Source organism: Chryseobacterium sp. VD8, from assembly GCF_037149975.1.
Taxonomy (GTDB): Bacteria; Bacteroidota; Bacteroidia; order Flavobacteriales; family Weeksellaceae; genus Chryseobacterium; species Chryseobacterium indicum.
Genome location: NZ_JBBCQL010000004.1, coordinates 11358 through 34143, shown reverse-complemented (window position 1 = coordinate 34143; position 22786 = coordinate 11358). Strand labels below are relative to the sequence as shown.

General features: G+C 32.3%; 24 protein-coding genes. 5 read left to right on the top strand and 19 right to left on the bottom strand.

Annotated elements, in window-relative coordinates:
• The 19 genes from WFK35_RS00955 to WFK35_RS00865 all read right to left on the bottom strand — a co-directional run bounded on the left by WFK35_RS00955 (window position 1) and on the right by WFK35_RS00865 (window position 18168).
• Complete coding sequence (locus WFK35_RS00955) at window positions 1–561, bottom strand: Pycsar system effector family protein (protein WP_336730958.1); 561 nt, start codon at window positions 559–561, stop codon at window positions 1–3.
• Window positions 562–568: 7 nt separating this feature from the next.
• On the bottom strand, window positions 569–1516 hold the full coding sequence (locus WFK35_RS00950; RefSeq protein WP_336730956.1) for an adenylate/guanylate cyclase domain-containing protein: 948 nt from the start codon (window positions 1514–1516) through the stop codon (window positions 569–571).
• 4 nt (window positions 1517–1520) lie between these two features.
• Window positions 1521–2288, bottom strand: a complete 768-nt coding sequence (locus WFK35_RS00945) for an adenylate/guanylate cyclase domain-containing protein (protein WP_336730954.1) — start codon at window positions 2286–2288, stop codon at window positions 1521–1523.
• 55 nt (window positions 2289–2343) lie between these two features.
• Window positions 2344–3117 (bottom strand): DUF1883 domain-containing protein, encoded by a 774-nt coding sequence (locus WFK35_RS00940; RefSeq protein ID WP_336730952.1) that lies wholly within the window; start codon window positions 3115–3117, stop codon window positions 2344–2346.
• 136 nt (window positions 3118–3253) lie between these two features.
• Window positions 3254–4006: a GGDEF domain-containing protein gene (locus WFK35_RS00935; RefSeq protein ID WP_336730950.1), complete on the bottom strand. Its 753-nt coding sequence runs from the start codon at window positions 4004–4006 to the stop codon at window positions 3254–3256.
• Entirely contained in the window at window positions 4003–5028 is a 1026-nt protein-coding gene (locus tag WFK35_RS00930; RefSeq protein WP_336730948.1) for a CBASS cGAMP-activated phospholipase, read from the bottom strand. Before WFK35_RS00930 ends, WFK35_RS00935 begins: the two co-directional genes overlap by 4 nt.
• On the bottom strand, window positions 5025–6269 hold the full coding sequence (locus tag WFK35_RS00925) for a restriction endonuclease subunit S (RefSeq protein ID WP_336730945.1): 1245 nt from the start codon (window positions 6267–6269) through the stop codon (window positions 5025–5027). The genes WFK35_RS00930 and WFK35_RS00925 overlap by 4 nt, the downstream gene beginning before the upstream one ends.
• Window positions 6247–6711 carry a hypothetical protein gene (locus WFK35_RS00920; RefSeq protein WP_336730944.1) on the bottom strand — a complete coding sequence of 155 codons (465 nt, stop codon included), beginning with the start codon at window positions 6709–6711 and terminating at the stop codon, window positions 6247–6249. The genes WFK35_RS00925 and WFK35_RS00920 overlap by 23 nt, the downstream gene beginning before the upstream one ends.
• On the bottom strand, window positions 6698–7981 hold the full coding sequence (locus WFK35_RS00915; RefSeq protein WP_336730942.1) for a nucleotidyltransferase domain-containing protein: 1284 nt from the start codon (window positions 7979–7981) through the stop codon (window positions 6698–6700). The genes WFK35_RS00920 and WFK35_RS00915 overlap by 14 nt, the downstream gene beginning before the upstream one ends.
• 21 nt (window positions 7982–8002) lie before the next feature.
• Window positions 8003–8989, bottom strand: a complete 987-nt coding sequence (locus WFK35_RS00910; protein ID WP_336730940.1) for a virulence RhuM family protein — start codon at window positions 8987–8989, stop codon at window positions 8003–8005.
• Window positions 8990–8998: 9 nt separating this feature from the next.
• On the bottom strand, window positions 8999–10528 hold the full coding sequence (locus tag WFK35_RS00905) for a type I restriction-modification system subunit M (RefSeq protein ID WP_336730938.1): 1530 nt from the start codon (window positions 10526–10528) through the stop codon (window positions 8999–9001).
• A 1-nt stretch (window position 10529) separates the two neighbouring features.
• Window positions 10530–11099 carry a restriction endonuclease subunit S gene (locus tag WFK35_RS00900; protein WP_336730937.1) on the bottom strand — a complete coding sequence of 190 codons (570 nt, stop codon included), beginning with the start codon at window positions 11097–11099 and terminating at the stop codon, window positions 10530–10532.
• 139 nt (window positions 11100–11238) lie between these two features.
• The gene (locus tag WFK35_RS00895; RefSeq protein ID WP_336730936.1) at window positions 11239–12393 is read right to left on the bottom strand and encodes a hypothetical protein; all 1155 of its coding nucleotides are present in this window, start codon (window positions 12391–12393) and stop codon (window positions 11239–11241) included.
• Between the two features lie 258 nt (window positions 12394–12651).
• The gene (locus WFK35_RS00890) at window positions 12652–13413 is read right to left on the bottom strand and encodes a toprim domain-containing protein (RefSeq protein WP_336730934.1); all 762 of its coding nucleotides are present in this window, start codon (window positions 13411–13413) and stop codon (window positions 12652–12654) included.
• Window positions 13414–13835: 422 nt separating this feature from the next.
• Window positions 13836–15074, bottom strand: coding sequence for a primase-helicase family protein (locus tag WFK35_RS00885; protein WP_336730933.1), 1239 nt, complete (start codon window positions 15072–15074; stop codon window positions 13836–13838).
• Window positions 15075–15147: 73 nt separating this feature from the next.
• On the bottom strand, window positions 15148–15426 hold the full coding sequence (locus WFK35_RS00880; protein WP_336730932.1) for a helix-turn-helix domain-containing protein: 279 nt from the start codon (window positions 15424–15426) through the stop codon (window positions 15148–15150).
• 77 nt (window positions 15427–15503) lie between these two features.
• Window positions 15504–16232: a hypothetical protein gene (locus tag WFK35_RS00875; protein WP_336730931.1), complete on the bottom strand. Its 729-nt coding sequence runs from the start codon at window positions 16230–16232 to the stop codon at window positions 15504–15506.
• Entirely contained in the window at window positions 16232–17473 is a 1242-nt protein-coding gene (locus WFK35_RS00870) for a tyrosine-type recombinase/integrase (protein ID WP_336730930.1), read from the bottom strand. Before WFK35_RS00870 ends, WFK35_RS00875 begins: the two co-directional genes overlap by 1 nt.
• 197 nt (window positions 17474–17670) lie before the next feature.
• Window positions 17671–18168, bottom strand: a complete 498-nt coding sequence (locus tag WFK35_RS00865) for a thermonuclease family protein (protein ID WP_336730929.1) — start codon at window positions 18166–18168, stop codon at window positions 17671–17673.
• A 302-nt stretch (window positions 18169–18470) separates the two neighbouring features.
• On the opposite strand from WFK35_RS00865, the gene WFK35_RS00860 reads away from it, so the two are divergent.
• Genes WFK35_RS00860 through pyk form a run of 5 tightly spaced genes read left to right on the top strand, consistent with a single transcriptional unit; the run spans window position 18471 to window position 22652 of the window.
• Window positions 18471–18710, top strand: coding sequence for an acyl carrier protein (locus WFK35_RS00860; protein ID WP_002976354.1), 240 nt, complete (start codon window positions 18471–18473; stop codon window positions 18708–18710).
• 34 nt (window positions 18711–18744) lie between these two features.
• Window positions 18745–19989 (top strand): beta-ketoacyl-ACP synthase II, encoded by a 1245-nt coding sequence (gene fabF, locus WFK35_RS00855; protein WP_235131838.1) that lies wholly within the window; start codon window positions 18745–18747, stop codon window positions 19987–19989.
• 9 nt (window positions 19990–19998) lie between these two features.
• A complete protein-coding gene (rnc, locus tag WFK35_RS00850) occupies window positions 19999–20763 on the top strand; it encodes a ribonuclease III (RefSeq protein ID WP_087709639.1) in 765 nt (254 codons plus the stop codon).
• Window positions 20741–21214, top strand: coding sequence for an IPExxxVDY family protein (locus WFK35_RS00845; RefSeq protein ID WP_302713974.1), 474 nt, complete (start codon window positions 20741–20743; stop codon window positions 21212–21214). Before rnc ends, WFK35_RS00845 begins: the two co-directional genes overlap by 23 nt.
• Window positions 21207–22652, top strand: coding sequence for a pyruvate kinase (gene pyk, locus WFK35_RS00840; RefSeq protein ID WP_214591007.1), 1446 nt, complete (start codon window positions 21207–21209; stop codon window positions 22650–22652). Before WFK35_RS00845 ends, pyk begins: the two co-directional genes overlap by 8 nt.
• Window positions 22653–22786: the final 134 nt, after the last annotated feature.

Sequence of the window (22786 nt, the reverse complement as noted above, 5' to 3'; positions counted from 1 at the left end):
TTACTTAAAAAAATGAATAATAGGTAGTAGAATAATAGAAACAATAAGAGCTAAAAGAAAAAAGAAAGCCCCAATTTTAAAAAGTTGATATTTTAGCCAGGTTATTCTCGAATTATAAAGAATTTGCGTAGATAGCTCTTTCTCATATTGTATGAAAACCTCGGTTGAATTTACTTTAGTTAAGAATTTAGTTTCAAAAGTCGATTCATCCAAGTTACGGAGGTAACCATAAAAATGTATATTTTCAAAAGATTTTTCTTTATCTATTAGATTACTTAATTTAGTTATTAATGATTTAACTAAATAACCTTTTTCAATTTTTGATAATATTGGAAAAACAGAAAGTAGAGAAAACAAGAAAGAAAAGAATGTGATAGGTAAAAATACATAACAACCAATCGTTTTTATAACACTCTCTTCAGAAAAGCTAATCTGCGTGAATCCAAAATCAATCGCTGCAACTAAAGTTAATAATCCTAAATTTTTCGCTTCCGCAAATTTCAACCATTCATTTACATTGTTAAATATATTGCGTAATTGTTCTTCGTATTTTGTTGCCATATTTTTATTATTTTAATTTCCAAATTAGATTTGCACTAAAAACGTTGTAAGAAATATCTTTGATAACATTTGGTGTTATTTTTTTCCACGAGCTATTTACTATACTATTGCAAGTTGGTCTTGCTTTTTTGTATTCATAAAACACTTTTTCGTTTATTAGTATTGCACCTAATGAAACTTTATTTACAATTTTTTTATAAGATAAAACTTGATTAAAAAAGCCAAGTTGTAATTTTCCGTCCTCAGAATTTTGAACTTGTTCTAAAAACTGCTCCGAAGAAAGTATTTCAGTTCGTTCTGTCGAGATGTTTGGTAACTGAAAAGGCAAAGGATTAAAGATATTATACTGTTTTTTCTTAACTTCAAATTGAATTTTTTCTATTTCTTTATTTGCACTATCTGTTAATCTTGATGCATAATTTGCTGGTTTTCCTGTCCAAACTAATCCTCGATGCTCAATTCCATCAACACCGTGTTTTCGTACGCCCACTTTTAATACTTTCATTTCTCCATAGTCTATTCCAATTCCACATTTGAAACCTGCTATAAACTTCTTACTTATAATGTCAGCAATATGATTAATCGTAATAGCACAATCAACTGAATTAACGAAACAATTATCTGGTTCAAACACAACCATAACCCTATCTCCTATAATATTTCTAATGTGTCCGTTGTATCTTTTTGCAGCTTTAATTACTGCATTTGTAAATACGGTATATAGTTTAGCCATTGTTATATTTTGATGTTTCTCTGTCAATTGAACTGAATTCCGAATATCTACAAATAAAACGCAAGTGTTAATTTTTTTACCTTTTTTCGTTTCTCCATAACCGAATGTTAAACCAGCATCACTACGATTGGGAACGCCATTATAATCTGAATAAACAAATTCAGTACCTCTGAAATCATCTATATCTCTAGAAATCTCTTCTAGAAAATCTTTTATAATCATCTCATTATGTTTTATATGTACATGTAAAGTTTCTCACAAACTTCCACTCAACACCTTGTAGTTCAAAATTTTTTGCATTGGACTTTCTCCAATATGAGTGAGTGTTATTTCTTGAATATTTATATACTCCATCGGAACTGCATTCCATGTTTTGATATGGAGAAATATTGAAAAAATTAATTGAATTATTTTCGGCGATACTTTCAAGTCGGAAAAGTTCAGTCAAGGGTTTTCCAATCATTGTGTACTCAGGATAGTTTTCTGACTTATTTTTATAGTACATTATTTTACCGTGGTGCAAAGCAATCTTTACTTCTTTTGTGGTTTCCCTCAATTCTATAATTATATCTTTAGCACAAGCATCAGCTTTTTTAAACAAATTCGAAATAGTATCATTTAAGAAAGGTTCTCCAAATATACAGATAATACCATCTCCAATTATTTTTTCTATTTCTCCACCATGATAATATATGCTTTTAATAACAGTGTCATAATAGTTATCTAAATACAATGATAATGTTTCGTTAGTTAGTGAAGAACATTTTGTTGAAAAGCTTGCAATATCTATAAACAATAAAACTACTTCGGCTGATTTTCGATTTTCAAAGTACTCAATTAAGTCCTGATCGCCATTATTTCTAATAAAGAGACTTTTTATTTCAACTTTTGACTTATTAAAATTTTCAGAAAGAAGCCTGATGTCGCTTTTTTTGATTACACTATTTGAAGTATATTTTTCTCGAAGTGCTTTTATTTGATGTAAGTTTGGCATATTTTACTATGTTATTTTTGCGATTTTGTTGTAGTTTTTCTATCGTTCTTAATAATTACTTTGTAATCAAGCCTGCTATTTCTTCTGCTATTTCCTCAACCGTATTACTTGATGTATTTCTTGCCAATTTATCAGCAAGAGAAGGAGAGTATTCTACAACTTCTTTCTTCGTTATTTCGTGCCAAATTGGTAATAAAACCTGTTCCCCATCTACGACCCTTGTCATTATTCCGTCTAATTCATAATTAGTCCATCCTTTTTTAATAAAACTTCTAGATAATACAACAATTCCAAATTTACTTCTTGCTAAGCCTTTGTCTATCTTGCGTCTTAGACTATCGCCAATTTTCAATTCAAATTCGTCATACCAAACAGAAAGTCCTAAATTACGCAATGCAATAGCCAATGGACGTACAACATCATCTTTATCTTCTGAAGCATGAGAGATAAAAACATCGTGATCAATTAAATTGTCATCTTCTGAGTCTTGGTTTGCAATATCATTTCCTCTAACTAGCGATGGAATTGAAGATAATGGAATTTCTCGATATTCAGGCAAGGGATTAGGTAGAACTCTTACGCTCGCATTTGTTGATCCTTGTAATCCTTGCATATCTACAACTAAAAAATAATGACCAGAACTTGGTACTCCTAATGTAACAGGTGACCGTTTTACCAATCCTCCAACATATCTGTGATTTCTCCCATTTTTATAGTTATTGTAGTTGGAGCTATCCATTAGTCTAACATTTGCCGCATTCCCAGTTAGAGTAATCTGAACTCTGTTTCCTCTTGATTGTTGTTTAAGATCCCATACTAAATATTTCATAATTATTAAATTTTATGATTTGGTTATTTTTTACACTTTTATCACTTCCCAGTTAATATTTGTTACATAAAATTTTATCAACATTTGCAACGCAGGTTATTGGGTGATGTGGTCATCTATGTATGACGGTATCATATTAACTAATTGATTTAGTGTTGTTTTTACCCTTTATACTTTTGGCTTCTTCTAGAGCTTTAGAAACTCTATTCGTTAAAGTTTCGATTGAATCCTCCTTTTTCAAAGTCGTTACACCACAACAAATAGTAAGATGATGATTGTTATCTCCAACTGAAAAAATATTGTTACTAACCATTTTTCTTTTGCGTTCGGCTGCTTGTAAAATTTGTCCGAGATTTGTTTCCTTTGCAATAACAACAAATTCATCACCTCTTTGAAAGAAACGGAAAGTTTCATCTGTTGCTCTTTTATCACTTCCAAGTAATCCACCTAACTTTTTTAATATTAAATCAGCTTCACCATAACCGTATTTGGTATTAAAGGATTTAAAATCGTCAATATCAATTAGGATAACACTAGTATTATCTTTAAAATCTCTAATTAAAGATTCTAATACTATTTTCAATGCTTTATGGTTTTTTAAGCCAGTTAATTCATCAAGATTATTATCTCGTATTAAATTATCCAGCCTTGACTTATACCTAAATAGTAAAAAAGAAAGACTAATAATGAGTACCCCTAAAGTTATTATATAATACATAGGCATCGTAACATCAGAAATTAAAAATTTTTTCAAGAAAGGAAAGAAGCTAATTAAATATGTCGACAATAAACCTCCCACAAAAATCAAAATTGCTTTGAAAATATCATAAAACCCTTTTGATAATAATTCAGATTTAAATTTTTCAAATGATTTTTTAATATTTTTCATAGGTTTATATTTAGTAATTTAAAAATTTCGACCTTGCTTTCATTGTAAACTTCTAATGCTCGAATCTCAAGATCTTTAAGCCTGTCAATATCAGTTTCATCCATTTCAATATTTTCCAGCTCAGTTCTAAATAATGTATTAAGCCTTAAGTATGCGAAATTATCTGGTTCTTGCCTATCAATACCATTTTTTAATAAGCTTAATATATTTTCCACTTGTTGGGATTGACCTTGCATAAACAACTCAATAATTCTTTTACGCTTATTATTTATCCAATACCAGATCCCAAACTTATTTTCCCTATTAGGTTCTAAAAATATTCTTTCACCTGTACCAATTGAGAGCAAGTTAATATCAATTAGCTCTTTATCAAAAGCTTTCTGAGCTTCAATCAAAGCAATTAAACTTGGATTATTAGCCCAAACTCCACCATCTACTTTATTTTTAAATTGCAGAACATCTCCTTTCATATCTTTATACATATTTCCGGAATAAGGATCAAAATATGTAGGAGCCGATGAAGTTGATAAGGCGGCATCTAATAATGGAAGATTAGGATCGCGTGTAAACCTATGATGATAAAGGCTTTTAAGGACAGAGGGTTTTCCAATACTTAAATCATAAATTGACACACCAACCGGAACCTTACAATCTTTGAGTTTAGGAATGGAAATATTATGATATTTTTTAAATACATCTTCCAATAAGCTTTTAAGATTAACTCTATCGTGTGAAGAATGGTTAATGCATTTTAGCAATCCTTTTTTATTACCAAATATATTTTTAGCGTTGTTAAAGTAAAGGTCTTTAATTTCTTCTGCTGGGATACCTAGCGATAGAGCTAATGCAAGAATACCACCTGTAGAAGTGCCAAAAATTAAATCTACATTCTGAAAAATTTGCCAATTTTCTAATCCTTTAGCTTTTAGATCCTTTTCTATTTCGCTCAAAATTACTGCTGGAAAAATACCACGGATACCACCACCATCCAAACTTAGCACTCTAAACTTTTTATCACTCATATTGTTCTTAGTTTACCAGTTAACAATTGCTGCATTAAGCCTCTTTTCTGTTGTTGTAAGGCTTTTAATTCTTTTTGATGCTGTTTCAGTTCTTCGCGAGCAGTGTTTAAAATTTCTGCAATTGAATGCTGTTCTTCCAGAGAAGGAACTGAAATTTCTAACTTCAACAAATCTTTTTTGCTTAAAACCCTATTACGTCCAGCGCCTCCAGGCGAAATGTTATCCAACATTTGCTTGAAGAATGGTTGCAAAATAATATGTCTAAAAAATTCAACAGAAACTGTTTTTTGATCAATCACATAGGTTGGAAAACGATGGGAAACCAGACCTCCTTCATCTTCCTTGCTGATAATAGCAACAGCGTGTTCCCACGCAAAAGTGATATTTACAATGAAATCATTTTCTTTCACTTCGTATAGTTTATCCATTGATATTGCTTTCGGGTCGGAATATGGTTTATGAAAAATTCCTTTCCCGTGGCTTCTAATACCTAATGCAAGATAATTTTCAGTTGGCTTTTCAATTTCTCTTGGTGTAAATGTCAAGAATTTACTTAATAATATTTTTTTAGAAATCTTGTTAACTAATTTACCTCTCAACAACGAAAACGCCAACGCCTTATTTCTTACTTCTAATTTTTTTATTAAAAGTTGAACTTCTTGTATAGCTTTGTCCCAAGTTGAAAGGATTTCGGCAATTTTTTGTTGCTCGGGAAGTGGAGGAAGTGGGATTTGAATTTTTAATAAACTATCTTTTGAAATACTATAAACTTTAGTTCCAGTAGCCATTTTTCTATACTGCTTTACAACATCTTCGTGTAAGCTTACATATCCCTTGAATAATCTGGCAAAAACCTGAGTCTTTTCTCTTAGATGAAAAGTATGTAAACCAGCAATCATTTTGTTTTCTCCAAGATTAACGACCTCGATTGCTTTACCAACACCTTCGTAATCCTCAGAAGCATCACTAATTATTAAATCTCCTTCCTTTACAAACTCATAGTTCTTTACTTTATCAACGGGTATTGTTGGTAACTGCGCAGAATTAACATCAATATGGAAATGATATTTCGTGTGTATATCGCCATAATGCATATATAATGTTTCATCAGAATTTGTTAAATCTGCTCTTGAATAACTAGCAGTTGGAAAAACATAAAATACTTCAGCAAACCTTTTCACTTCCCAATCTGCGGGAATAAAACCGATGGGTGTTTGTTTATATTGTGTTTTTTGTTTCATTTTTAATAATATCTTTTTTTGTAGCTCCGTGAACTGTTCCGCCACCTAACCAGTCTCCACCTGTAATTAGCCATAATTCATAATGGTATAACCATTCTATTGCCCATATCATAACTGTTTGCGCAATAGATTTAGAGCTATTCCATTCCTTCCAATCTGGGTAGTACAAACACAAACGCTGTTTTTTATGGTCATATACGTGAGGTAAAGAAGTCTTGCCCTTTGCCAATTTTAATGGTGTTGGTTCCAGCACAAATACATTAGGGTTTTTCCCCAATTCATAAGTAAGTTTTACTTTATATTCATCTCCAATAGGTGAGGATTTTAAAATCCCTATCCACTGGAGTGTTTTACCACTAATAATCTTACTTTCTCCAAAACCAAAATCTTTTTTGAGACCTGCTAACTGATTGTAAATAGTAAGTTTCTTAGCTTTGTTCATTCCCGTGAAAATTATGACTACTAACTTTTGCAACATTTGTAAGTCCGGCTACCGCTGCACCAACTACACCTTGTTTTCTGTCTATATAGTTTCCACCAGATTCTGTTAATACCCTGCGACGATTTCCTAAATCAGAAAATGTTTTAGTTACAGGGGCTTCCCCAAAAGATTTTATTAGGGATTCGTTTAAATTCATTCTATTAAGATTATTACCTAATCCTCCAAAATCTGCTTTTAGTTTAGCTAGCCAATCGTTAAAAAACTGTTCACGTTTCGATCCTTCAATAGCCCATCTGTCAGCAAAATTTTCAGCTTCATTCGTAGGGTTGGAAATCCATTTTACATATTTTTTTAGTTTATCATCATATCCATCTTTAATATGATCTTCCATTTTATAGATGATGTTTAATAATGCATCGTATATATTATCTTCACCATCATAAGCTTTTGCAGCTAATGTTGTAATGATGCAAGAAATTGGTTTTTGCTTTTTATCATCTTCGCTATAATCCTGAAACATTATATCACGGTGTCTTTTCAGTAATTGAACAGCTCTTTGCAATGGCAATCTTTCACTTTGATATTTAGGAGTAGGATTAACGGATTCGTTTAAAGAAAACATTTTTGTTCTTTGACCTTTTATGTTATCCGCAATATTCATAAACCACTTAGCATAGCCAAAAGGATTACTCTGCAACCATTCTTCAGGTTCTGTAGAAGTTAAATATTCGGGAATTCTCTCATTATCCGTGATACTCAACACCAAATCTTCATAGCTTTGGTCTTTAAGATTTGAATATGCTTTTTCTAAAATAATTGAATATCCCGTTGTGTTTACAGCTGGAAGAATATCCATATGATATCTTTCATTAGGATTTCCATTTTCTCTGTATTTTAAAGTCCAGCATCTTCTCCCTTCATCATCTAGAATAGATTCATATTTTTTATGATTGCGGAGTTGATCACCGACTAGCTCTTTAATATCTTTTTGCGTCCAATCGGGTCTTTTACCGTTTAATTCGCAAACTACATCAAGATCAATGTCATCATCTGGATTAATTGATTGGATTGTAGTACCAATAATAAATGAACCTTGAGGACTAATTACGGGGCTATAACGAGCTAGCTCAGACTCTTCATTAGTAAGCCAATTTCCAACTGCCTTATAACTTTGAACAGCAGCATTATGCTGAGTTTCGGTAATACTTAAGTTTTCACCAAGTATATCTAAAATTTCGTCGATTTCTTGTTTTTGCGTAAAGTTTATCATAATTGTGATTTTGGTATTAATTTATTTTTTTAGTTTTTTTATCTCATTATCAAAGTCCGAAATGTAATTCTGGTCTTGTATAGGAGCAAATTTGGCATATTCTGCTTCAGCTAATTTTTTGGCTACTGCCGCCGAAATTTTTCCAGCATCGGTAAGAATATGATATTCATTAAAGCCTAAAAAAGCATCTAGTTTACTGATCCAATCTTCCATTTTCATAGGTATTTGACGAGATGCTTGGTTTTCTGCATAATCCAGATACATACTCACAATACGTTCTAATGCCTTTAATTCTTCTTCGTTCAGATAGTTCTTGGCAACCGATACATCTGTTTTGATGATTTTTCCTTTGGGAGCAGATTTCCACGTTTGTAAGCCCATATTGGGTAATGCTGCGTTGGCTCTTGTACTAATGAGTTCAGCGGCAGTATGCCCTGTAATTGCCCAATGCAATTTGTTTTGCACCGTTTTATAAAAGGTTTGCGTCATAGGTGCATTCGCATCATAATCTATACTAGCTTCTGCATATAGATCGGTAATTTTCTGATAAAATCTACGTTCAGAAGCACGGATGGAACGAATGCGTTCTAATAATTCATCAAAATAATCTTTCCCGAAATTTTGACCTTGCTTCAAACGCTCATCATCCATCACAAAACCTTTTAAGATGAATTCTTTTAAAGTATTGGTTGCCCAAATACGGAATTGTGTAGCATTATAACTATTTACACGATAACCCACTGCAATAATAGTATCTAGATTATAGAAATTGGTCAGATACGTTTTCCCATCTGTCGCAGTTGTTCGAATTTTTCGAATAACTGAATTTTCATTTAATTCCCCTGATTTAAAAATTTCTTTTAAGTGATAGTTAATTGTATGTACTTCTACATCGAAAAGCTCCGCTAACTTCTTCTGTGTAAGCCAAAAAGTTTCCTCCTCAAAGCGTATTTCAATTTTAACATTTCCCTGAGGTGTTGTATATAAAATAATTTCAGACTCTTTCATAAACAAAAATTAAATAAGGTTTAATTCTTTAAGGTAATGTTCCATTTTTGCTTCGGTTTCGGCTAATTGTTTTTTGAGATCCACAATTTCGGTATGTACTTCTTTTATATCCACTTGTTCTTCTTCTTCAAAGGTGTCGATATAACGAGGGATGTTAAGGTTATACTCATTATCCTGAATATCTTTTAAGGTAGCACGATAGGAAAATTTCTCCGTCAAAACTTCTCCGCCTTCTGTATCTAAAGCAGGTAAAGACTTGAATTTTTTAAATTCTTCCACTATTTTTTCGATGTGAGCATCTGCCATTTTATTTTGGTTTTTCCCCGACTCGAACTCTGCACTGGCATCTATAAACAGCACATTGGTATTATTGCCTTTCGCTTTATTGAAAATAAGAATAGCCGCAGGAATTCCTGTTCCAAAGAACAAATTGGCTGGTAGACCAACCACCGCTTCCAAAAGGTTTTCGTCAATGAGTTGCTGGCGAATTTTACCTTCGCTACTTCCTCTAAACAAAACACCGTGCGGAACAATAACCCCTACTTTTCCTTTATCTTCAAAAGTAGTTTCTATCATATGGCTAATGAATGCGTAATCTCCTTTAGATTTAGGAGGAACACCTCTGTGAAAGCGGTTAAATTCATCTACTGAAGCTTGTTCTGCCCCCCATTTATCTAAGGAAAAAGGAGGATTAGCAACTACTATATCGAACTTCATTAGTGTGTCTTTTTCTTTGAGTTGAGGATTATTCAAGGTGTCTCCCCACGCAATTTCAGCATTGTCTTCTTCGTGCAAAAACATATTCATACGAGCTAAAGCCCAAGTAGAACCATTATTTTCTTGTCCGTACAACGCATAATTTTTACCTTCGATTTCTTTTGCCACTTTAATGAGCAAAGAACCAGAACCACAAGCAGGATCGCAAATACGGTCACCAGCTTGAGGATTTATCAATTTAGCCAATAATGTACTGACTTCTGAAGGAGTATAAAATTCACCGGCTTTTTTCCCAGCTTCGCCCGCAAACATCGAAATCAAATATTCGTAGCTATCGCCAATCACATCATTGTTTGCAAGATGCGAAGGCTCTAAATTAAGTTCAGATAAATCTGTTAAAAGATTTTTCAAGATTTGGTTACGTTGTTTAGTTGGACCAAAAGCCGTTTCCGAATTGAATGAAATACTACGAAAAACCATTGCCAGTTTTGAACGGTTTTCATCTTCCAATTTCGTTAAAGCGATGTCTATTAGTTCGCCAATGTTGCTTTCGTTTCGGTTTTCAAATAAAAAATCGAAAGAACTTTGTTCAGGTAAAAAGAAACGCTCCCGTTTTAATTGGCGTTTTACCATATCTTCGTTGCCATCGTACTTTATTCTTAATTCATTGGCTTTCTCTTTCCATACATCCGATAAATATTTAACGAAAAGCAAGGTTAAAATATAATCTTTATAAGAGCCACTTCCCATTACAGGTCTTAGAGAATCACAAGCTTTCCAAACGATTCTATTAATATCTTGTTGTGTTAGTTTTGTTTCCATATTATTTGCTAAAATTATTAATGATTTGATTGAACAATACTTGTTTTTTTTCTTTCAACTGTTCAAGAATTTCTATTTCTTTTTTATGAATTTTATACATGTCTACAATTTTTTTCTGCATTTCCATCGAAGGTACAGGAATTTCAAAATCCAACAACTCTTTCTTTCGAATAGATGGAATGGAACTTCCTGCACTTACCTGATTAAAATAACTGATACTTTTGGAATGGTTTAAGATACACGTCACGTAATCTGGTAAAACCACCGTTGAATCTACTTTTATAATATAGAAAATAGAAGAAGCCACTGCGTCTCCCATTTCTTTATCGTATTTAAAAGCAAAAAACTTCATTCCTTTGCTTACAAAAAGAATTTCATCCTGTCTAAGAAGGATATTTTCTGAAATTTCATCAGCATTTACATAAGAATCTACATTATTCAGATACATTCCATTGTCTGAAAAGTTTTTCACTTGCAGATAAGGAATCCCCTTTTTATTAGATGCTTTTATATATTGCCCGAAACTTAAAGCACAAATGTTTTGCAACTTTGTTTTGGTAATTTTAATCATTGTAGAGTTTTTCAAATATCATTTTGCAAATATAGAATTATATTTCTGAATTCACAAAATAATTTTTTGTAGAATTTTTCAAAAATCTATTCTAAATAATTCATGATAAAAAATAAAAAAAAATTAATATTAAGAACAATTACCTTCTTGGTTTTATGGTTTTTTGAACATTCTCTATTTCTTGTGATTGTCTGTTATTATTCCCACCACCCAACAAATTCAAAAGATAAGCTGTTTTATTTGAATCCTTAAAAACCTCCTCAAAAGCCGAAACAGGAATTTGATTTTCTTTTGAAGTTTTTTCCAATATCTCAATCATTTTATCTTTTCGTTCAGCATCGTTTAAACTGTGAAGATTCGGGATTTTTATACTTTCTTGTATGATGGCTTTTTTAAGTGTGTTTTCTACAGATTCTAAATATTTTTTCTTTTCAACAGCAAAAGCCTTTTCATTGGTCAGGAGTGTGGAGTTTTTGCTTTTGAAAAAGAAAACTTCTTTTTTTAGACTTTCAATCTTGGTATTGAGTTCTGCTATCTGTTTCTCTTTGGAGTCCAGTTCTGTTTTATTTTTAAGAAGTTGAATATTATTTGTTTTGATTGCCTTTTTGTAGTTTTCAATGGTTTTGTCCGTTTTTATTTTCTGAAAACCAAGAAAATCGGATTCTTTTACAATTAAATCTTCAGATTTTTTAGACTCCATCTCTTGTTGCATTTGGCTGTATCGTTCCTCCAAAATTTTCAAATCTTCTTCCTTTTTCTTGATTTTAAATTCAACTGCTTCTAATCTTGCTAACGAACCTGAAATTCCTCTTTCCATTTCCAAACATTCCGCCGCTAAATCCTGCATTTTAGAATAGTGAAAAGATTGATGCTTTAGCGTTTTTCCAGTTTCCAAATCTTGCCAATCTGCAACTAAATGAGCGTGATAATTCGGTTTCCATTCTTTGGTGTCTTTATCATAATGACCTTCATCTTTATGTATGGCAATCTGAAAAATTCGGATTTTAAGTTCTTCTTCTAGTCTTTTTGACAAATTGTGCAAATCCTGCATCGTCGTATTTTCTTTAATCACAACCACAGCTTCCCGAACTGGCATTGCATTTTTCTGTAATTTTCTTCCTGATTTTTCTTTGCAAAAAGCTTCTATTTTTAACAGTCGATCCGCAATCTTTTGTTCCATCCAATATTCATTTTTGTGAGTTAAATCTTTGCGGATGTAATCAAAAGATTTCTTTCTGAAATTATGAATTTCGGAATCAGATTTTACTACTTTAAAATTGATGGAAGTTTTCATTTTTATTTAAATTTGATGTATTAAACCTGTAACTTTTTTATTCAGGGTAACTAACAACCTGTATCTATTTTATACAGGGTAACTGATACCCTTGCTTTATTTTAAAAGGTTCTGGAGAATTAAATCTTGTACTATTTTTTACAGGTTAAAGCCTCGCAGAGCGAAGAAGAAACTTTGTTGGGAGAGCATCGACCTTCAAAGTTGCGAATGAGCTCCTAACTTCTGCGTGTAGTTGGTAAAAAATATCCGCACGCATAATCAGCGTTTTCTTTTGTAAGTTTGATGAGCTTGATTGATTTCGTTTTCCTCCTGTTCTTGTTTTGGGTTCAATTCTATCCGCTGTTGTTTTTCGATTTTTGTATTGTTTCTGAAAACGAAGTATTCATTCAAATCTTTATGAATAGCATAAATTTCAGAATGATCTTTTGCTTCGGGAAATGATTTCAGAATTTCATTTTTGCAAATTTCTCCTGGTTTGTCATTGTCTAAAAACAAATGGATTTCGGAATAGTTTTGTAAATATTCTTTGGTTCTATTCAACAATGAAATAGAATTCATCACCAACAAATTGCCATTGAAAAATGGTTTCATTTCAACAAAAGACAAAGCATCTATAAATCCTTCAAAAACGACTATTCTTTTTCCTGTTTCATTTTGATTGTGGCTTTCATTATTAAGCTTAATAGCAGAAATATCTTTCTTCAATAAAGAACCTTTGTAAAATGGATTTCTCAGTTCCCAACCTCCAGAAAGATTTTCAAAACCGATAGCATAAAAATTTTTATCTCCAATTTTGAATTGCACTTCTTTAATTAATGGGTAAACTACTTGCGAAAGTCCTCTTTGATGTAGATAATCTTTCAGATTTTCATTTTGGAGTTCTTTAATTTCTGTGATTTGATAGTTTTGTTTTAAGCTATTTTGTTTTTGAATACTATTTTGCTGGTGAAAAGAAGAAAAGTTTTGATTTTTCGCCCATTCTAAAACCACTTTTACGGAAGCTTTCAAATATTTTTGCATAAAATCGGTATTGTTTCCACCGATGCCTTCGGAATGGAGATACCAAATGTTGTTTCTTTTATCCAATTTAAAAGAGGCTTGGTTTTCTGTGGAAAAAGGATTGAGAAACCAAGCTTATTTTTCATTTTGTTTTGTGGGAAGGTGTCCGAGAATTTGGAGGACTTCTTCCAACTTTATGATGTTGAATTGTTTGCAGTTCATAGGTGTAAAATGTTAGGGTTTAATTTTTGAAATATTTTGATGAAACGATGAGAAAACGGTATAACAATTTGATTATTAGAAAAATACACACTCATCAAAGTCTCATCATCTCATCAAACTTCGAAATTTTTGCTCATCGGTCTCTCATCAAAAATCAAGGTTTTAAAATTTGATGAGGGTTTTGATGAGATATAAATTATTGATTTTGTTTTCATTATCAATTAATTCATCATTTCATCAAATTTTTGAAGGATAAAATCTTTTTTTATGGTAAAATATCGTCCTGTTTTGTTCTGTTGGTAGAAACTTCCACTATAATCAATATCATATTTGATGTAAGCCAAAGAGTTATTTTGTGGTTCGAGTTTCCAGCTTTCTTTAAAAAGTTTTCGAATATCGTTTACTGTCCAAAAATGGTTTCTGAACATTTTACCAAGCATATTGAAAATGTCTTGCGGAATGAATTGGATTTCTTGGTCTTCGGTAGATTCAAAAAATTCGTACAAAAGCTCAATAATTTTAGATTCAAGTTTGTTATTGTTTTTCCAAACCAATTTTTGCAACGCCTTTGTTCTTATCTCGGAATCAGTAAACCACATTCGGGTTTGTTTCTGGCTACAAAATGGTCTTTGAATCAGATAGCGAAGGAAATATGGAATCTCTTTGATTAAGTTTTGCAGGAAGTCAGTATTCTCTGTTTTTATAGATTTAACTTTGATAATCCAAAACCGAATTTCCTCCTCATCAATCTGAATGAAATTGTCTTCATTGTTGGAGCATAGGATGAATTTTCCGAAAAATTCAACTTCCTCACGGTCTTTTCCTTTCGCTTCTTTTTTGTCTTTATCGGTTGTGGAAAGGTATTTTAATCGTTCTGTGATTTCTTTTTTATCAAAAAACACTTCGTCAATAGCTACAATGAGCATTGAAGCCCAATCCGAATTGAATTGACTGCTGAAAGAATCTCCTTTAATGTAGGTCATATTCAACCCGAAAATGGATTTGAGCCATTTGATAAAAGTGGATTTTCCTGTAGAACGTTCTTTGCTTACCAAGCATAAAATTGGAAGCATTTGAGTCGGTTTTTCAAGCAAGATTTTGATGTAATCTAAACCCAACTCAAGCTGTTCTCCGAAAATATGTTCCATAAAGTTCAGAGAAAACTGAATTTTTTCTTTGAGAGCATCGGAATTTAGGCTTTCTTCAATTGGTTGATAAGGAATTTCATTGTACATATTGTAAAATCCTTCAATTATTTTTTCATAATTCAGATGATTGGGAATACAGCAAAAACCGTCATATTTCGGAACTTGTGAAACATAAGTTTTTCCGTAGTCGCTGATAATGGTTTCCCGATTCCAGCGAACTAGTATGGAAATTCTATCGCCTGAAATTAAGGGTTTTTCTATGGTTTTGTAGTAGGTGGTTCCTACTCTTAGGTAAGGAATTTTTTCGCTCATTTTTTTGGATTTTAATTCCGTGGGAATACGGAAGGTTAGGGAATGGTGTTTTGGATAAACAAATGAAAAATGTTTATCTTTTGTACTTCAATGATTTTACTTCATTTAAAGCATTCATCAAATCCAAGTGATTGATACGATAAAATCTGCCTATTTTTTCGGCTTTGATATTCCCTTTGAGAACGTGGGAGCGAACCGTTTGATAATCTAACTTCAAAATTTCTGATGCCTCTTTAAAGGAATAAAATTTCTTTTTTAGTTCAATTTCGGGTTCTTTTTTTATGGAATAGATAAGTTCTTTTAACTCTTCTAATCCGTCCATAATGGATTGAAATGGATTGACTGTTTGCATATATTTATTTTAAAATTCTATGCAAATATTCCTCGTTTATGTGTTTAATCTATAAATTATAGTAAATTCAGTAAAATTTAATACTTTATCATAAATTCTTTTGATAAGTCATCAAATAGTTTTTTCTCCTCGTCTTTGGTTGGGTAGGGTGTAGCACTAGAAAAAGAAGAAGGAGATATTTCGAAATTAAAATCGTCTTTCAAAAATTTTACTATGTCAATATTTTTGACTTTTTTTATAATACCATTTTTTTTGAGAAAAGTTAAGATGCCAGCAAAAAAGATAATCGGGATGTCTATTTTGTTATTTTCATTCAAGTAAGAATTATTCTTCATTATTGAAATGAATTTAGTATAGTTTTCCTTATTTGCAAAGATTGATTGGAATGTTTTTTTAGGCTTTTTATTCTCATTTATAATGAAATAATAAAAAAGCGTTTCTTGTGCACCTTTTAAAAAATTTTCTTCTAAAACTACAGTGTTGGCAGCAGATAATAAGCTTTTGGATTCTTTAGCATACTTTTTTAAACAGTACTTTATTTTATCTTCGAAAGTATGTTCATTGGAATTTTCCAGCGCTTTAAAGTGTGTGGCAAAAAAATTTTCAATGTTATTATATTCTATTTGAGCTTCAAATTTCTCCAGCTCATTTAACTTTACATTAGCAGCTTTTTCTCTAAGAGCATTAATAGTTTCATAAAGCAATTCTTTTATATTTTTTCCTTTAATAATTCGACTGACAATAAAAGGTATTGCTATAATTTCTGCACCAGGATTGTATTTGAGATATAAATTGTTTTGTTTCATTATTTAAAAACTTCATTCATATAATTAACTTTATCTTCTTCGCTCGGGCGGTAATAATTATTGAAAACCTCCAAACTTCTATGTCCAGTATAAGACATAATTACCTTATCTGGAACTCGTTTATTTTTCATTATTGTAATAAAACTTCTTCTGGCGGTATGACTAGATATCCTTTCCCAAAATTCAGATTTCTTGTCTATCAATTCATCGCCATATTTCATTGTCTTTTTTATTTCATCCGTAAACTCCATTTCCTGAAAGACTTCCTTTATAAATTTATTCATTTTTTGATTGGAAATATTTGGAAGCTCATAATCGTATTTTTCTAAAATTGCCCGTGAGATACTATTCAGCGGTATTGACAGATTTTTAGTTTTGCTTTTCAAATCAACTACACGAATAAAATTCTCTTGAATATCTTCTTTTGAAATACTGCTATAATTTCCAAAACGCATTCCTGTAACGCAACCTAGCACAAATAAATCTCTTACTCTTTCTAATCGTTTATTTTTGGTAAAATCGTAATTGTAAATTTCTTCGACTTGTTGATAGTTTAATGCAATTTCGTCTGTTCTAAATTTTGATGGCTTTTTAAAATTGAGAAAACTATTATTATATGTATATTTCTTTTCTAAAGCCCATCCTAAAAAAGTTTTTAATAGCCCAATATTACGATGAACGGTATTTGCAGAATGTTTCTTTTCTTCAATACAATATTTTAAAAATTTGTTATACGATTTTTCATCAAAATTTCCGAGTGTAATCTTAATTTTATAATCTTTTTGAAAAGTTTCAAGCAAAGTCTTATTGCATTTATACCTTTTTAGTGTAGAAATAGAAATGGAACTTCCTGAATAATCATTTTCTTTTTCATTTAAAAAATCTTGATAAATTCTGAAAAAATCATTTTTGACAGTTACTTTCTTGAAATTTTCATCAAATCGCTGTTTGATTACATCTGTGGTTAGTTCTTCATTTATATTCTTATAACGATTGACAATTTCAGTGAAAAAACCACTATATCTATCTAATTGCTTTTTAATACTTCTGTGATTCTCTGCCCTTTGTGTTCTTCCATTCAAATCATTTGGCTGTCTATTTTCAAAATCCCATTCAGAAGGTTTTATTTTTTCTCCAGTAGAGTAGATGAAATTCTTATTTTCATTTCCAAAATAAGAACGGAAATAAATAAGAGTTTCCCTTTCGCTGTTAGGTTCTTTGAGTTTAAATGTTGAATTCATTAGGTGCTAATATAGGTGCTAATATTTCTATAATTAAGGATAAAAACAATGTTTTCTTATTTATGCAAATATAGATAAAATAGTGATTAATAGTATATTTATATATAACTAGATATAATGAATATAGTAAGGTTCATTTCCCTCCAACTCCACAAAAGAGATTGTTTTCAGCAGTCTCTTTTTTCTTTTTTCAGATATTAAAGGGCTTTACTTTTATTGTCCATGTTTTTCTTCCTTCTGCTCTTTCGGTATTCCCAAGGCGAAACTGCATTTTTATCCGTCCATAAACCCAAACGATTCTCTTTCGCGCTGTCTTGTAGTTTTTGCAGATTAAGATTCTTCGATGCTTTAAAATACCACCATCCGAAACCTGCTTTAATGATTTCCTCAGAAAGATATTTATTATGATCGTAAAAAATTTTAGCAACAGTTCTTTGGTATCGGTCTTTTGCGGTTCTGTAAAATGTAACTGCTTTGCCAAATACGGCATCACTGGTAAACTGTTTGGCATTTTTACCAAAAGCCTGGCCTTTTTCGGGACAATCTACTTCCGCGAGCCTTAAAGTTTCCTGTGTGCTGTCGGATAACAGCACAACCACCGTATCACCATCTTTCACTTTAATTATCTTTCCTGTAGTTTGTGAAGAAATAAGAACTGAAAACAATACAAAAAGAATGAGCAGATTTTTTTTCATCAATAACAAATAATATTTCGAATTTTAAAACAGGCTGCAAAAGTAGTAATTATAAAGCTCTGAGGTAAAAAATAACTTTTAAAAAGCTCAATCAGACAGATTCTATATTGAGTCCAAAAAATTGTGAATGATAAACTTAAATAAGACAATGAAATGTTAAAATATAAACCCCTGAAAACTAAAAGACTAAACTCACAAACTACAAAATACTCTTATGTAAACCACAAAAAAGACTAAAAAAATGTTTTATCGTAAAGAATTTTATATATTTGCACCATCTAACAATTAAAAAAAAATTTACTATGTCAGACATTGCATCAAGAGTAAAAGCTATCATCGCTGATAAGCTTGACGTTGAAGAAACAGAAGTAACTCCAGAAGCTAGCTTCACAAACGATCTAGGAGCTGATTCATTGGATACAGTTGAACTTATCATGGAATTTGAAAAAGAATTCAATATTCAAATCCCTGATGATCAAGCAGAAAAAATTACTACTGTAGGACACGCTATCGCTTATATCGAAGAAGTAGTAAATAAATAATATTCTTCAACAAAAAAGAAATTAAACAAAGTTTATGGAATTAAAAAGAGTAGTTGTAACCGGTTTTGGAGCAATAACACCAATTGGAAATAATGCAAAAGAATACTGGGAAAATCTTGTAAAAGGTGAGAGCGGTGCTGCTCCTATTACTCTTTTTGATGCCACAAACTTTAAAACTAAGTTCGCTTGCGAAGTTAAAAATTTCAATCCTTTAGACCATTTCGATAAGAAAGAGGCTAAAAAAATGGATCGGAATACACAGCTTGGGCTTGTTGCTGCAAGAGAAGCAGTAACGCACTCAAGAATTATTGAAGACAATGTAGACAAAAACAGAGTCGGCGTAATCTGGGGTTCAGGAATCGGAGGTTTAGAGACTTTTGAAACTGAAGTTTTAGGATGGGCAAACACGGAAATCCCGAGATTCAACCCGTTCTTCATCCCTAAAATGATTGCAGACATCACACCGGGACATATTTCTATTGAGTATGGATTCCACGGTCCGAATTATACTACTGTTTCTGCATGCGCATCTTCTGCAAACGCTTTAATTGATTCCAAAATGCTGATCCAGCTTGGAAAAGCAGATGTAATTGTATGTGGAGGCTCTGAAGCAGCCGTTACAGCAAGTGGTGTCGGTGGATTCAATGCAATGATGGCACTTTCTACAAGAAATGATGATCCTAAAACGGCTTCAAGACCTTTCGACAAAGACAGAGACGGATTTGTGCTTGGTGAAGGAGCAGGATGTATCGTTCTTGAAGAATATGAGCACGCTGTAAAACGTGGTGCTACAATTTACGCAGAATTAAAAGGTGGCGGTCTGAGTGCAGATGCACATCACATGACGGCACCTCACCCTGAAGGTTTAGGCGCTTATCTTGTAATGAAGAACTGTCTGGAAGATGCAGGATTAACTGCTGATGAAGTAGATCACATCAATATGCATGGTACATCTACTCCATTAGGAGATATTGCAGAATCCAATGCTATTTCAAAATTATTGGGAGAACATGCTTTCGACATTCAGATTAATTCTACAAAATCAATGACCGGCCACCTTTTAGGTGCTGCAGGAGTTATTGAGGCTATTGCTGCGTTGGGAACTATTATTCATGGTATTGTTCCTCCTACCATCAACCATTTTACTGATGATGAAAATATCGATAGCAGACTGAATTTCACATTCAATGAAGCTGCTAAGAAAGATGTAAAAGTAGCCATGAGTAATACTTTTGGGTTTGGTGGGCACAATGCCTGCGTTCTATTTAAGAAAATCTAAATCTACTGAATGGAGTTACAGAAATACTTTTCTAAATTCCTTCTCAAAAAAAGAAAAAGACAATTAACGGAGAGAGATTATTTTCTCATTACTGAACTCAGCAAAATGCTTGGAACTGAGGTACAAAATGTTGCCCTCTACCGCGAAGCTTTTTCTTTAAAAAATTCTTCTAAAAACAAAGACAGCAATTACGAAAGGCTGGAATTTTTAGGAGATTCTGTTTTGGGTACAATTATTTCTTGTCATTTGTTTCATACCTATCCTCAAGCCAATGAAGGATATCTGACGCAGATGAAATCTAAGATTGTTAATAGGAAGAATCTTAATAAATTAGGAGAAGATTTAAAACTTACCAGTCTTCTGCAGAAACAAAACTCTGTGGTAGCTTTAGGTGAAAACATCTCCGGAAATTTATTTGAAGCTTTAATTGGTGCTGTTTATCTCGACTTCCAGTATGAAACCTGTAAAAAGATCATTCTGGAAAGATTACTGACGCCAACGGAAATTAACAAGCTGGAAAATAAAATTGTAAGCTACAAAGGTCTTCTGCTCGAATGGAGCCAAAAGAAGAAACTGAATATAAAGTACGAAACCTGCGAAGAAATTCAGGTAAATAAATCGATTGTTTTCCGCTGTCATGTATGGCTGGGAGAAGAAAAAATCGCGAATGCCACAGAAACTTCTAAGAAAAAAGCCGAAGAAAAGGCGGCACAAAGAGCATTTTATATTTTAAACAAAAAAGAAAATATACTTGGAAATCCAAAAACTTTATGACATTGATGATATAGAATTTGAAGATATTACCATAGGATTGGTAAGATTAGCAAAAAATATACCCGATCATGAGTTTTTCTACAAAGTAAATCAAAACAACGATCTTACATTCAAAAGGATTGAAGATGTTATTCTTCACGGGTCGTATTATGATTATTTTTTTTCAAGGTTTGAGGCTTACCACAAGTTTACAAAGACCTGTTTTACTTTTATTTCGAACAGATCTTCGGAAAGTAAACAAAAAAAATTACAGACAGAGCTCTTCTCGGAAGAAGAAAACATTAAATTTTTATTAAATAATCAGGTAGAAGTGCAATATATTTTGCACAGTTCGGAACAGTTTCCTGATTTTTCCGTAATTTTGCTCCCTGAAAATCTTGTGTTTCCAATTCAAGATTATACACTAGGTTCTGAAGAAGAACTTTATCAAATTATCCAGTATTATGAATAAGTATTTAAAGAAAACAAAAATTATTGCAACGCTTGGTCCGGCTTCATCGTCAAAGGAAGTAATGTTAGGGTTAATGAAAGCAGGTGTTGATATTTTCAGAATCAATTTTTCACACGCTGATTACGACTTAGTTCGTTCAAATATCGAAATCATCAGAGAACTGAATAAAGAATACGGTTTCTCGGTTGGTATTTTAGGAGATTTACAGGGTCCGAAACTAAGAGTAGGCGTTGTAAAAGAAGGTTCCTACCTTAATCCGGGAGATATCCTTACTTTCACCAATGAAAAAATTGAAGGAGATTCTACAAAAGTGTACATGACGTATCAACAGTTTCCACAGGATGTGAAAGTTGGAGAAAGAATTCTTATTGATGACGGTAAATTAGTTTTAGAAGTAACTGAAACCAACCTTACAGATACCGTAAAAGCGAAAACAATTCAAGGGGGACCATTGAGTTCTAAAAAAGGAGTAAACCTTCCCAATACAAACGTTTCTCTTCCTGCCTTAACAGAAAAAGATATTCAGGATGCGAATTTCATGCTGGATCAGGAAGTAGACTGGATCGCACTTTCATTCGTTCGTCATGCACAGGATATTATCGATCTTAAAGAATTGATTTCTAAACATCCGAACGGAAAATTCAAAACGCCGATCATTGCGAAAATTGAGAAGCCGGAAGGTGTAAAAAATATAGAAGAAATTTTATTGGAATGCGACGGTTTAATGGTTGCACGTGGAGATTTAGGAGTAGAAGTTCCGATGGAAGAAGTTCCTGCTATCCAGAAAACGCTGGTTGAAAAAGCAAGATTCTATTCCAAGCCGGTAATTATCGCTACGCAAATGATGGAAACGATGATTAACAGTTTAACACCAACAAGAGCGGAAGTAAATGACGTAGCAAACTCTGTATTGGACGGAGCGGATGCGGTAATGCTTTCAGGAGAAACTTCTGTAGGAAGATATCCGGTTCAGGTAGTTGAAAATATGGCTAAAATTGTGAAAAACATTGAAACAACCCATTTTTACCAGCACAAAAACGAGCCTATCGAAAAGGATTTCAACTGTATTGATGATCGATTTATCACCAATAGAGTTTGTCTTGCAGCAGTAAGAATCGCGAAAACCACCAACGTTTCTGCGATTGTTACCTTAACGAGTTCAGGATATACAGCGTTCCAGCTTTCTGCACACAGACCCAATTCACACATCATCGTATATAGTGGAAACAAGAGAGTTATTACCATGCTGAACCTTCTTTGGGGAGTTCACGCCTATTATTACGATATGAAGAAATCTACTGATGAAACGATTATCCAGGTAAATATGCTGACACATAACTACGGATATATCGAGGCTGGAGACTTTGTAATCAACATCAATGCAACTCCATCTTACGAAGGCGGAAAAACAAATACCTTAAGATTAACGACAGTTTAATTTAAACAAAGTCATCATAAAAAAAAACTCACGAAAGATCTTCGTGAGTTTTTTTTTATGAGCCAAAAGCGGAAAGAATAAATATTGAACGTTAATTAAGCAACACTTTCATAAACTTCTATCTTCCATCTCCC